The sequence below is a fragment of the Marinimicrobium agarilyticum DSM 16975 genome, assembly GCF_000423345.1.
Classification (GTDB): domain Bacteria; phylum Pseudomonadota; class Gammaproteobacteria; order Pseudomonadales; family Cellvibrionaceae; genus Marinimicrobium; species Marinimicrobium agarilyticum.
In genome coordinates, this window is sequence record NZ_AUHU01000005.1 from 317,561 (window position 1) to 329,797 (window position 12,237).

Below are 12,237 nucleotides of genomic sequence, written 5' to 3' on the forward strand. Positions count from 1 at the left end.
TCTACGGTCGGTTGACAGCGCTGTCAATGTGGCTGGCGTGAATGTCAACAGTGGTGGCGGTTAAATAAGCGGTTTGGTGGATAAATAGGCATTTTCTGAGGGTAAGCGTCTCGGCGATAACCCCCTTGGTGTGGGCCTCTGAAGAGGTGTAACCGGTAACATTTTGTTTTTTTGAAAAGTGTGCTATTGTTTGTTTTAAGACGTAATACAAGGAGCGGAAAAGATCTGTAAGTGCCGGTAGCACCCGCCTCCGAGAAGAGGTGTTCAGGAATAATGGGGTGTAAACGGTTACATCGTCTTTTCAGGAAGAATGCATTTGGCCCGGAGGGCAAATGTCGCGCCGGGGTGTTGACAGCGCTGTCACCAATTAGTAAAGTTTACGCACATTGCGAAAACAAAAATCAGTAGTAGGCAAAGCCGGTCACCAGCAGTGCTTTAGGTGGCGGTAGACGCAAAATCAGTTTGGTAGAGCGGGCAGGGTGGTCCGCTCAGGGGCAAGTCGGCAGGCTGGATAATCGATCCGCTCTGCGACCTCTGTTCCACGATCTCTCACCCTCGATGTCTGGTTGATGCATCGAGGTCTCCCTCTTGCCCTTTACGTCTGTAAAGGGCTTTTTTTTGTCCGTAATTTCTCCAGCTCCAGCGTTTCAGGTGCCCCTGCGGCAGTCGAGACCGTTTTTGCGCCCTTCGCTAGTGCCGTGCCGGATTAACTGGCATAATCGGCGGCTTTCTGAAATGACACCGCCGTAGCGTCCATGCGGGCCGACCCTTTCGTGCGGCCTGATCGGCAGAATCGTCGGTCGCCGCCGATGCATCCGCGGCGCCGGTCCTGTTTACCGTCAACCGTTTGAGGAATCTCATGCAACCACAGGTTAAGCCCAGCAACCCCAATTTTTCTTCTGGCCCCTGCAGCAAACGTCCGGGTTACGACGTGGGGCAACTGGATCTCTCCACCCTGGGCCGTTCTCACCGCTCCGGGCTGGGTAAGGCGGCGCTAAAGCGCGCCTGCGAGGACACTGCTCGCCTGTTGGGACTTCCCGAAGGCTACCGCGTGGGCGTGGTACCGGCCTCGGATACCGGGGCGGTGGAAATGGCGATGTGGTCAATGCTGGGACAGCGTCCCGTCGATGTGATGCAATGGGAATCTTTCGGTAAAGGCTGGCTGACCGATGTGATCAAGCAGCTGAAACTCAAGGATGTCACGCCGCTGGAGGCGGACTACGGTTTCCTGCCAGATCTGAACAAGGTCAATTTTGATCACGACGTGATTTTCACCTGGAACGGTACTACCTCGGGCGTCAAGGTGCCCAACGGTGACTGGATTCCGGACGACCGTGCCGGTCTGACGATCTGTGACGCCACCTCCGCCGTTTTCGCCATGGAGCTGCCCTGGGAAAAGTTGGACGTGGTGACCTTTAGCTGGCAGAAAGTCCTGGGGGGTGAAGGCGCCCACGGTATGCTGATTCTGGGGCCGCGGGCCGTAGAGCGGCTTGAAACCTACACGCCGGAATGGCCTCTGCCCAAGATCTTCCGGATGACCAAAGATGGCAAGTTGATTGAGGGTATTTTCCGCGGCGAGACCATCAACACCCCCTCCATGCTGTGTGTGGCGGATTACCTGGATGCTCTGGACTGGATTGATCGTATCGGGGGGCTGCCGGAAGCGATTCGCCGCTCGGAAGCCAATCTGGCGGTACTCAGTCAATTCGTCAAAGACAACGATTGGATCGAGTTTCTGGCCAAGGAACCCGGTACGGTTTCCAACACCAGCGTGTGTTTCACCCTGGACGCGGAGCCGGACCGGGTCAAAGCGATGGTGAAACTGTTGGAGCAGGAAGGCGTCGCCTATGACATCGGCGCCTACCGCGATGCGCCGCCGGGGCTGCGTATCTGGTGTGGTGCGACCGTCGAAACGGCGGACATCGAGGCTCTGCTGCCCTGGTTGAGCTGGGCCTTTCAGAAAACGGCGTGAGTGGGCCGGGTGCCTTCATGGGCGCTCTCCATTTGACCCATCGACCCAGACAAGCACTGAATGGATGACTTATGTATAAAATCAAAACCTACAACAAAATTTCCGTAAAAGGACTGGACCGTTTCGGGCGGGATCAGTATGAAGTGGCCAGCGACATCAATGAGCCCGATGCCTTTATTCTGCGCAGCCATAAGCTGCACGAAGAAACTCTGCCGGAAAGCGTGAAAGCCGTCGCTCGCGCCGGGGCCGGCGTCAACAACGTGCCGGTGGAGGAGTACACCAGGCAGGGCGTGGTGGTGTTCAATACCCCTGGGGCCAACGCCAACGCCGTCAAGGAGCTGGTACTCGCCGGTATGCTGCTTGCCTCGCGCGGCATTCTTCCCGGTATGGAATACGTGCAGACCCTGACTGACATGACCGACGCCGATGCCATGAGCAAACTGTTGGAAAAGCAGAAATCCAACTTTGCCGGCTCGGAACTCAAAGGGAAAACCCTCGGTGTGGTCGGCCTGGGAGCCATCGGCTCCATGGTGGCGGAAACCGCTCTGGCGCTCGGAATGGACGTGGTGGGCTATGACCCGGCGTTGTCGGTGGAAGCGGCGTGGCGCCTGCCCAGTCAGGTGGGCCGTATGGGCAACCTGCAATCGCTGCTCGGGCGGGCGGACTACATCAGCCTTCACGTGCCGGCGATCGAGGCCACCAAGCACCTGATTAACGATGAGTCGCTAAAATCGGTCAAGAAGGGGGCGGTGTTGCTCAACTTTGCCCGGGATGCCATTGTGGACCCCGAGGCGATCGTTCGCAGTCTGGATAAGGAGCAGCTCGGCCGTTACGTCTGCGACTTCCCGGAGCCCTGTCTGCTGTCCCGTCCGGACGTCTATGCCATGCCGCACATTGGCGCCAGCACCCTGGAGGCGGAAGAGAACTGTGCGGTCATGGCGGCCGACCAGCTCAAGGCCTACCTGGAGCACGGCAATATTCGCAATTCCGTGAACTTTCCGGCCGTGGGTATGGAGCGCAACGGGGACCTGGGCGCCCGCATCACCTTCTGCAACGATAACGTCTCAGGAGTGTTGGGTCATGTGCTCTCGGTATTGGCCGAGCACGATATCAACGTGATTGACATGGTCAACAAGAGCCGGGGCGATATCGCCTATAACATCATTGACCTGGAACAGCCGCCCACCGAAGCGGTGATTGCGGCGGTGGCGCATGTCGACCACGTGATTTCCGTTCGGGTCGTCTAACCGGTCCGTCGACACGCTCGATTGCTCTGCGGCTTGCCGCGGAGCGGCCGGCAGAAGCGGTAAACCCTTGCCGCTTTTGGCCGGCCAGCTTTCCTCCTTTCCTTTCCGGTCTTTGCCGCTGCCGCCCTCCGGCGGTTCTTCAAACACTCTTCTCCCCTGAAAAGTCTTTTTAAATCAGTTGCTTGAGTTGGTTTTCAACGGTTGGCACAGCGATTGCTGTATACATTTCAGATTATGTGTTGCCGCTTTGGAGTTTACCGATGGCTATTTCATTTGAATCCGCTCTGGGAATCCACGAGTCCGCCTTCAAGATGCGCGCCCAGCGTGCCGAGCTGCTGGCCGACAATATGGCGAATGTGGATACCCCCGGGTACAAGGCGAAAGATCTGGACTTCCGCCAGGCTCTGGCCCGCCAGTCCGGTGAAACCTCGGGCGTGAACCTGGCGGCAACCAACGCCCGGCACATGCAGGGGGGTAACAGCAGTGAGCTGGGCAACCCGGATGTCATGTACCGCGTGCCACAGCAGCCTTCCATTGATGGCAATACCGTGGAAGAGCACATTGAGCATGCCGAGTACATGAAGAATGCTCTGGATTTTCAGGCCAGCTTCCAATTTCTGAACGGCAAATTCAAAGGCCTCACCAGCGCCTTGCGCGGTGAATAGGTCAAGCCCCACTCAAACTGATTGATGTAAACGCCACGGCGCGGGAGTAAGAAAATGTCACTGGTCAATATTTTTGATGTCGCCGGCTCCGGTATGAATGCCCAGACCGTTCGGCTGAATACCACAGCAAGTAACCTGGCGAATGCCCAGACCGCCAGCTCTAGTGCGGATCAGGTCTATCGCAACCGCCAGCCGGTGTTCGCCGAGATGCAGCGCGACGCCATGCTCGGAATGCAGGGTAGCGACGGCATGAGTTTTGGTGGCGAAGCCCCGGCGGGACGCGGTGTGCAGGTCATGGGTATTGTGGAAAGCGATGCACCACTGCAGCGCCGATACGAGCCACACCACCCGCAGGCGGACGAAGAGGGTTACGTGTTCTACCCCAACGTCAACCCGGTGGAGGAGATGACCAATATGATTTCCGCCTCGCGCTCGTTTCAGATGAATGTGGAAGTCATGAATTCGGCCAAACAGATGGTCCAGCGCGCCCTGACCCTGGGCCAATAAGCGCGAGCCGTATAGGAGATTGAGCAATGAGCCAGGTGAACAACGATACGGCCAACAGTATTCTGAGCAATTTGAATATTGCCAACAAAAACAAAGAAAGCGAAGAAGCAAAGAGCAATGAGTTGGGGCAATCGGCCTTTCTGGAACTGATGATCACCCAGATGAACAATCAGGACCCGCTCTCGCCCCAGGACAACACCGAATTCATTGCACAGTTGGCCCAGTTCAGTTCGGTCGAAGGACTGGAGCGCCTGAACAGCAACTTTGAAGATTTCAGCGGCTCGTTCATGTCCAATCAGGCACTGCAGGCTTCGTCTCTGGTCGGGCGCTCCGTGACGGTTCCGTCAGAGACCAGCCAGCTGTTGGAAGGCGGCATCATCAATGGCAGCGTTGACCTCGAAGAGTCGGCCTCGGACATGAAACTCAATGTCTACAACGAAGCGGGGGAGTTGGTCTCGAATATTCCTCTGGGTTCCCGGCCCGCCGGGCAACTGGCGTTCCGTTGGGATGGCCAGAATATGGAAGTCAATGGTGAATTGCTGGACTGGCAGGGCGGGGAAGAGCCTCTGCCGGCCGGAGAATACCGCTTTGAAGCCCTGGCCAAACAGGGGGGTGAAAGCGTTCAGCTCGACACCGCACTCAGCGCTAACGTCAATAGCGTAACACTGGGGGATGATGGGCAGTTGACCCTGAACCTGGCGGGCATGGGCGCCGTGAACATCGGCGACATCAAACAATTTAATTAATCGCTCCACCGCGTTGAAACGAGGAGACTCACATGCCTTTTAATACTGCTCTTAGCGGCATTCGCGCCGCCAGCGCTGACCTGGACGTGACCGGTAACAATATCGCCAACGCCAGCACCACCGGTTTCAAATCGTCCCGGGTGGAGTTTGGTGATATTTACGCCGGCAGCATTCTGGGGACCACCGCCAACACCCCGGGTAGCGGTGTCAACCTGCAGAACATCCGCCAACAGTTCAGTCAGGGCAACCGGAACTTCACCGACAACTCCCTGGATCTGGCCATCAATGGCGCCGGCTTTTTTGTGACCAGCAATGGCGGTGATCGTCAGTACACTCGAGCCGGGGCGTTTGGTCTGAGTGACGAAGGTTTTATCGTCGCCAATACCGGCGCTCGTCTACAGGGCTTTGCCGCCGATGAAAACGGCAATATCAACGGCAGTCTGGGTGACTTGCAGGTAGATGTCAGTGTGCAGGCGCCCCGGCAGACCACGCTGGTGGAAGGGCGTTTTAACCTGGACTCCAACCAGCCGGTTCTGGAAACCGTGGGCACTGAGTTCGAAACCGATGGCGCGGCCGTGGGCGTTGCCCAGCAAGGTTTGAAGGACGCGACCTCCACCACCATGGACCTGGGGGCCATCGCCACCCCGATCAACTTTGCGGCCAACCCCACCACCTTTGATATTCAGCTGACCGGCTCAAACCCGGCCTCGGGCAACGGCACCGTGTCGGTCACCCTTGACGGTTCTACGGCAAACTCCGTGCAGGACATTGCCAACCTGATCAACAGTGAAATTTTTGGTGCGCCGTCTCCCATTAACGTACAGGCGGTCGCCAGCGGTGGTCAGTTGCGTTTTCAGGATTTGACCGAAGGCGTCAGCTCCACCATCACACTGGGCGCCGTTACTGGCGGTAACGCCTTGTCCACCGCTCTGAATGGGGCTCCGGCCTCGGTGGCGGGGATTCCCGCCGTCGACAATGGTTATGTGGCTCAGAATCTGGAATTTCAGGGCCCCGATGGCAACGTGTTCAACTTCACCAGTGAAAGCGGTGCGTCTGCTGCAAAAACTGCCTCTGAACTCAACGCGTTGGCGGGAGTAACGGCCTCCGCCACCACAAACGCTCGTATTCTCGCGGGCAGCTTTGACAACAGTAACAACAACATGACGTTGAACGGTGTTCAACTGAATGCAACGACACTGGATGGCCTGGAAGATGAGATCAACAGTCTCAGCTCCTCGCAGCTCGCGGGTATTCGTGCGGAAATCAACAATACCGGGGATCTGGAAATTACCTCCGCTGTGGGGGCCGACCTTCGCTTCGGTTTTGGGGGCGCACAACCGCCGGGGACGTTTGACATGATCGGACGCACCGGCACTGGTGTGCAAACCGTGAACACCAATACCCAGGACACTGTTGTCGGTGGCGGCCTGACGATTCTGATGGAGGAGGGGTATAGCCTGCAGACGGCCACCCCGAGCGTTGGCAACCTGTTTTCCCCGTTGACCGAGGATAGCTTCGCGGAAGTTTCCATCAACGCTTTTGATCCCGATGATCAGGGCACCTTCAACCACTCCACGACGTCTGTGGTGTATGACAGCCTGGGGAATCCCCATACGCTGGAGCAGTACTTTGTACGCGAGCCCTATGACCCGAACAACCCTTCGACGTCTCCTAACCACTGGATGATGCACGTCCAGGTGGATGGGCAGAATGTGGGGGACCCGGATCCGACCCTGCCGCCCCCCCAGAATACCGAACCGACCATGGCCTCGTTCAACGTGCATTTCAACAGCGATGGCTCGCTGAACGAGGAGTTGACCGATGAAATGCTGATTTCCAACTGGACGCCGCGCAATGATGACGGTTCCGTCGCTGGTGCCCTGCCACCCTTGAATGTCCTGCAGGGCGGACAGTTGCCGGTGACTGATCCACCCACCAGCTCGAACTTCGAAATTGACCTGGATGGTACGACTCAGTTCGGCGCGAATTTCGGGGTAGAGAGTCAGGATCAGAACGGTTTTACAACGGGTCGGCTCTCTGGCGTGGACATCGGTGATGACGGGACCATTTTTGCCCGGTTCACTAATGGTGAAGCACAGGTATTGGGGCAGGTCGCACTGGCCGACTTCAATAATGTGGAAGGGCTGAAGCCGGTGGGGGACACCGCGTGGGTTCAGTCGTCGGACTCCGGGGAGCCGGTGATCGGTGCGCCTGGTTCGGCGTCTCTTGGGGCGATCAATGCCGGTGCCCTGGAAGAGTCCAACGTGGATTTGTCCACGCAGTTGGTGAATCTGATTATTGCCCAGCGCAATTTCCAGGCGAGCTCAAAGACCATTGAGACTGCCAACCAGATTACCCAGACCATCATCAACCTCCGTTAATTGAGAAGGGCGGCTCGAACGGACGTAATGAGTTAGAGTTACGCTCGGGCCGTAGTGGGGTAAACCATTGCAAGACCGTGGAGCGGGGGACCCGCGATTCGAGCCCCCAGGGATGGGTTCACGGCGTGTCTTGCAATGGTTTACCCCACTACGGCCCCCTTACTAGAATGCACATCACTCCCACCTTATTTTTGCACCACGTCCCCATCTTGGCACCACTCTTGCAATACCTCTCCAAAGCGACATTTTTCCGTTCTTTCGGGAGGCACCATGGACAAAGCGCTCTACATTGCCATGACCGGCGCCAAGCACAATATGCTGGCTCAGGCCAATCATTCCAACAATATGGCCAACCTCAACACCACGGGGTTTCGGGCGGACTTTGCCCAGGCGCGCAGCATGCCGGTGTACTACGGAGACGGCCACCCCACACGGGCCTACGCTCTCACGGAAAGTCCGGCCTCCGATTTCGAATCCGGTCCAATGAACGAAACCGGGCGGGATCTGGACATCGCGATCGAGGGGGAGGGCTTCATAGCAGTCCAGGCGCCCGATGGCACTGAAGCTTATACCCGGGCGGGCGACCTCCATATTGATCCGCTGGGTATCTTGCGCAATGGCAGCGGCTTGCCGGTTATCGGCAACGAAGGGCCTATTGCCTTGCCGCCGCTGGATAAGCTTGAGATAGGCGCTGACGGCACGCTCTCTATTGTCGCTCAGGGCCTCGGTCCAGAGGCGATGGTGGAGGTTGACCGGATCAAGCTGGTCAACCCGGACCTGCAACAGGTCAGTAAAGGCGAGGACGGCCTGTTTCGTCTGGACGGCGGTGTGCCCGCCGAGGCCGATGCGAATGTCTCGGTCGTCACCGGTTTTCTGGAGGGCAGCAACGTGAACGCGGTGAATGAGTTTACCCAGATATTGAGCCTTTCCCGTCAGTACGAGATGCAGCTCAAGCTGATGCAGACCGCGAAGCAGAATTCCGAAACCTCGGCACGGCTATTGCAAAACTCCTGATAACGAACGGCTCCCGCTCAAGGCAGTGGGGTAAGCGGTAAAAGCTTGCCGCAAAGCGGCAAGCATCGACACCGACGATTCAGCAGCGATCATTAAGAGAGAACGACCATGCACGCAGCACTCTATATCAGCAAGACCGGTCTGGGGGCTCAGGACAAGCAGCTGGCCACCATTTCCAACAACCTGGCTAACGTCAGTACCGTGGGTTTCAAACGCGATCGTGCGGTGTTTGAGGATCTGCTGTATCAAACCCAACGCCAGCCCGGCGGCCTGGCGAACCAGAATAACGAACTGCCTTCCGGTCTGCAGATCGGCACTGGGGTGCGCATTGTCGCGACCCAGAAGGAGTTCACGACCGGCAGTCTGGAGGTGACCGACCAGGCATTGGATGTGGCTATCGATGGCCGCGGCTTTCTTCAGGTGCTTCAACCCGACGGCAACCTGGCCTATACCCGCAACGGTCAGCTGCAAGTCAATGGGGAAGGGGAGCTGGTTACCAATGATGGCTTATTGATTGAGCCTGGAATCGTGATCCCCGAAAACACCAGCCAGATCAATATCAGTGAAGACGGCATTATCAGTGCGCACTTCGATGGAGACCCGCAACCGCAGGAAATTGGACAGATTCAGCTGGCGGATTTTATTAACCCCTCCGGTCTGCAGTCCGTTGGCGGCAACCTGTATGTCGAAACCGTCGCCAGCGGTAACCCGGTGGTGGGCGCGCCCTCACAGCAGGGTATGGGCAGTCTGGAGCAGGGCATGCTGGAAAGTTCCAACGTGGACATCGTGCAGGAAATGGTGGACATGATCTCCACCCAGCGCGCCTACGAGCTGAACTCCAAAGTGGTGTCCAGCGCCGACCAGATGCTGCAGTACATCAACCAGACGTTGTAAGAGAATGAGTGAGGCCGTGGCCATGATGATTCAAACCGGATTCGCCAACACAGTGGGTCGACTCGCCCGGTTATTGCCGGTGCTGGGCGCCGTGGCGCTGTCCGCCTGCGTCACCTATGAGCGCCCGGTCCCTGGCGACCCCTATTACGCGCCTACTGTGTCTCCGGCGGCCAGCCTGCCACAGCGCACCGAAGGCTCCCTGTACCAGGGCAATTACGGCATGGCGTTGTATACCGACCGCAAGGCGTTGAACGTGGGCGACATTATCACTGTAACGCTGGCAGAACGGACCGTATCGAGCAAAAGCTCCGGGGTTTCCGTGGAAAAAGAGAGCGAGTTGGAATTCAACGCCGGTCCGCTACTGGGCACCGTTCCCAGTTTCCGGGGCAATACCCTGGAAACCAATCTGGAACAGAACCGTGGCTTCAATGGCGATGCCGGCGCGGATCAGAGCAATAGCCTCCAGGGCAATATTACCGTAACCGTGGCCGAGGTATTGCCCAATGGCGCCCTGGTCGTGCGCGGCGAAAAGTGGATCACCATCAACCGCGGCGATGAATTTATCCGCATCAGTGGCATCGTCCGTCCCGACGATGTATCGCCGAACAATACGGTACCGTCCACACGCCTGGCCAATGCCCAGATCTCCTACAGTGGCACCGGTACCCTGGCGGACTCCCAAACCATGGGGTGGATGTCCCGTTTCTTTAACAGTGGTTACTGGCCGTTTTAATGCGCCCTATTGAGGTACACCCGATGAGCTTTCGACTTTTTCTGGCTTTGACCCTTTTGCTGAGCAGCACTTTTGTCGCGGCGGAGCGCATCAAAGATATTACGTCGGTGGGCGGCGTTCGCTCCAACAAGCTGGTGGGTTATGGCCTGGTAGTCGGCCTGGACGGTACTGGTGACCAGACCAACCAGTCGCCATTTACCGTGCAGTCATTCAACAATATGCTGCAACAGTTCGGCATCACCGTGCCGCCGGGTACCCGCGTCCAGACAAAAAACGTGGCGGCGGTTATGGTCCAAGCGGAATTGCCCGCTTTTGCCAAGCCGGGACAGACGTTGGATGTCACCGTTTCTTCAGTGAGCAACGCCACCAGCCTGCGCGGGGGCAGCCTGCTGATGACCCAGTTGAAGGGGCCCGATGGCCAGGTCTACGCGCTGGCGCAGGGTAACCTGGTCGTGGGTGGTTTCGGTGCCGAGGGTCGCGATGGTTCAAGCATTACCGTCAACATTCCCAGCGTGGGGCGCATACCCGACGGCGGGAGCGTCGAGCGCGAAGTCAAAACCAATTTCGCCTCGGGCCAGCCGATCATGCTCAATCTGAATCGTGCTGACTTCACCACGGCCAATCGCGTGGCCGAAAGTATCAACAAAATGCTCGGCCCTCAGGTCGCCCAGGCTCAGGATGCGGTGACGGTGGCCGTCAGTGCCCCGCAGGACCCATCCCAGCGGGTGGATTTTATTTCTTTGCTGGAGAACATCGAAGTCGAACCCGGTGAAGCGGCCGCGAAAGTGGTGATCAACTCCCGTACCGGCACCATCGTGGTGGGCCAACACGTGCGGGTCTCTCCGGTGGCGGTTACCCACGGCAATCTTACCGTGTCGATTTCGGAAGATTATACCGCCGTGCAACCCAACCCGTTGGGCGAGGGACAGACTGTGGTGGTGCCGGGCAGCGATGTGGAAATCACCGAAGAAACCAACCCGATGTTCAAGTTCGCCCCCGGCAATACGCTGGAGGACCTCGTCCGGTCCGTGAACAACGTGGGAGCGTCTCCCGGTGACCTGATGGCTATTCTGGAAGCACTGAAACAGTCCGGTGCGCTCAATGCGCAGATAATGGTGATCTGATGATTCCTGTCGATACGTCAATGGCCCGCCAACAGATTCAGGACAGCCACCTGAACAATGACGGCTTGCAGCAGCTGCGTGAGCAGGGCCGCAACGGTGACCCTCAAGCCCTGCGGGAAGTGGCCCGTCAGTTTGAGTCGATGTTTGTGCATCAGATGCTCAAACAGATGCGCTCGACGAACGAGGTGTTCGGTAAAGACAATATGTTCAGTAGCGAGCAAACCAAATTCCATCAGGAAATGCTGGACCAGCAGATGTCCCTTGAGCTGACGCAGGGTCGCGGTCTGGGCCTGGCGGAAATGATGTACCAACAAATGCAGAAAGCTTACGGGGACCACCTGAAACCGGAAGCAGGGCAGGCCCTCGACGCGACGAGCGTTGAGCGTACTTCTGGCGCATCGACCGCTGAACCGATTCAGACACTGGGTGGCAAGGCGGCAATGACCACCAATCCGGCCGCGTTTGTGGCGCAGATTCAGGACCAGGCACAGCGGGCCGCCGAAGCGCTGGGGGTATCGCCCCAGGCCCTGGTGGCTCAGGCCGCGCTGGAAACCGGTTGGGGCCAGCACGTGATCCATACCCGCGAAGGGCAGAACAGCCACAACCTCTTCAACATCAAAGCGGATTCGCGTTGGGAGGGGGCGCGGATCAATGTCTCCACCATCGAGTATCGCGACGGCATGCCCCGGGTGGAGCAGGCGAACTTCCGCCAGTACGACAGCTACGAAGAGAGCTTCTCGGATTATGTGAGCTTCCTGCAGGATAACCCCCGCTACCGCGAAGCGCTCATGTCCGGTGCGGACGCCGAAGCTTATGTGGAAGAGCTGCAGGCCGCCGGTTACGCCACGGACCCGGCCTACGCCGATAAGCTGAAAACCCTGATGCGTACCGAGCCCTTGGCTTCGCTCGAAGACGGTCAACCGTCAACGCTTAATGATGCCTGATAGGTAAACA

Annotated in this window: 11 protein-coding genes; all 11 read left to right on the plus strand. The window is 57.9% G+C overall.

The features are described from left to right. The first annotated feature begins 859 nt into the window (after positions 1 to 859). A complete protein-coding gene (locus tag G547_RS0106640) occupies positions 860 to 1,972 on the plus strand; it encodes a phosphoserine transaminase (protein ID WP_027329174.1) in 1,113 nt (370 codons plus the stop codon). 71 nt (positions 1,973 to 2,043) lie between these two features. Continuing rightward, positions 2,044 to 3,219 carry a phosphoglycerate dehydrogenase gene (locus G547_RS0106645; RefSeq protein WP_027329175.1) on the plus strand — a complete coding sequence of 392 codons (1,176 nt, stop codon included), beginning with the start codon at positions 2,044 to 2,046 and terminating at the stop codon, positions 3,217 to 3,219. Positions 3,220 to 3,479: 260 nt separating this feature from the next. Next, positions 3,480 to 3,884: a flagellar basal body rod protein FlgB gene (gene flgB / locus G547_RS0106650; protein ID WP_027329176.1), complete on the plus strand. Its 405-nt coding sequence runs from the start codon at positions 3,480 to 3,482 to the stop codon at positions 3,882 to 3,884. A gap of 54 nt (positions 3,885 to 3,938) precedes the next feature. Further along, positions 3,939 to 4,391 carry a flagellar basal body rod protein FlgC gene (flgC, locus tag G547_RS0106655; RefSeq protein ID WP_027329177.1) on the plus strand — a complete coding sequence of 151 codons (453 nt, stop codon included), beginning with the start codon at positions 3,939 to 3,941 and terminating at the stop codon, positions 4,389 to 4,391. Positions 4,392 to 4,417: 26 nt separating this feature from the next. Next, positions 4,418 to 5,137, plus strand: coding sequence for a flagellar hook assembly protein FlgD (locus G547_RS0106660; protein ID WP_027329178.1), 720 nt, complete (start codon positions 4,418 to 4,420; stop codon positions 5,135 to 5,137). A gap of 32 nt (positions 5,138 to 5,169) precedes the next feature. Further along, positions 5,170 to 7,518 (plus strand): flagellar hook-basal body complex protein, encoded by a 2,349-nt coding sequence (locus G547_RS0106665; RefSeq protein WP_027329179.1) that lies wholly within the window; start codon positions 5,170 to 5,172, stop codon positions 7,516 to 7,518. Between the two features lie 270 nt (positions 7,519 to 7,788). Then, positions 7,789 to 8,532: a flagellar basal-body rod protein FlgF gene (gene flgF, locus G547_RS0106670; RefSeq protein WP_027329180.1), complete on the plus strand. Its 744-nt coding sequence runs from the start codon at positions 7,789 to 7,791 to the stop codon at positions 8,530 to 8,532. Positions 8,533 to 8,640: 108 nt separating this feature from the next. After that, on the plus strand, positions 8,641 to 9,426 hold the full coding sequence (gene flgG, locus G547_RS0106675; RefSeq protein WP_027329181.1) for a flagellar basal-body rod protein FlgG: 786 nt from the start codon (positions 8,641 to 8,643) through the stop codon (positions 9,424 to 9,426). A gap of 22 nt (positions 9,427 to 9,448) precedes the next feature. Then, positions 9,449 to 10,159: a flagellar basal body L-ring protein FlgH gene (gene flgH / locus G547_RS0106680; protein ID WP_245573390.1), complete on the plus strand. Its 711-nt coding sequence runs from the start codon at positions 9,449 to 9,451 to the stop codon at positions 10,157 to 10,159. A gap of 23 nt (positions 10,160 to 10,182) precedes the next feature. Further along, positions 10,183 to 11,283 (plus strand): flagellar basal body P-ring protein FlgI, encoded by a 1,101-nt coding sequence (locus G547_RS0106685; protein ID WP_027329183.1) that lies wholly within the window; start codon positions 10,183 to 10,185, stop codon positions 11,281 to 11,283. Next, positions 11,283 to 12,227: a flagellar assembly peptidoglycan hydrolase FlgJ gene (flgJ, locus tag G547_RS20440; protein ID WP_051234953.1), complete on the plus strand. Its 945-nt coding sequence runs from the start codon at positions 11,283 to 11,285 to the stop codon at positions 12,225 to 12,227. The genes G547_RS0106685 and flgJ overlap by 1 nt, the downstream gene beginning before the upstream one ends. Positions 12,228 to 12,237: the final 10 nt, after the last annotated feature.

Coding starts and splice junctions, on each gene's coding strand:
- flgC (WP_027329177.1), top strand. CDS start 3,939: ATGTCACTGGTCAATATTTTTGATGTCGCCGGCTCCGGTATGAATGCC.
- G547_RS0106660 (WP_027329178.1), top strand. CDS start 4,418: ATGAGCCAGGTGAACAACGATACGGCCAACAGTATTCTGAGCAATTTG.
- G547_RS0106665 (WP_027329179.1), top strand. CDS start 5,170: ATGCCTTTTAATACTGCTCTTAGCGGCATTCGCGCCGCCAGCGCTGAC.
- G547_RS0106645 (WP_027329175.1), top strand. CDS start 2,044: ATGTATAAAATCAAAACCTACAACAAAATTTCCGTAAAAGGACTGGAC.
- G547_RS0106685 (WP_027329183.1), top strand. CDS start 10,183: ATGAGCTTTCGACTTTTTCTGGCTTTGACCCTTTTGCTGAGCAGCACT.
- flgH (WP_245573390.1), top strand. CDS start 9,449: ATGATGATTCAAACCGGATTCGCCAACACAGTGGGTCGACTCGCCCGG.
- flgF (WP_027329180.1), top strand. CDS start 7,789: ATGGACAAAGCGCTCTACATTGCCATGACCGGCGCCAAGCACAATATG.
- flgB (WP_027329176.1), top strand. CDS start 3,480: ATGGCTATTTCATTTGAATCCGCTCTGGGAATCCACGAGTCCGCCTTC.
- G547_RS0106640 (WP_027329174.1), top strand. CDS start 860: ATGCAACCACAGGTTAAGCCCAGCAACCCCAATTTTTCTTCTGGCCCC.
- flgG (WP_027329181.1), top strand. CDS start 8,641: ATGCACGCAGCACTCTATATCAGCAAGACCGGTCTGGGGGCTCAGGAC.
- flgJ (WP_051234953.1), top strand. CDS start 11,283: ATGATTCCTGTCGATACGTCAATGGCCCGCCAACAGATTCAGGACAGC.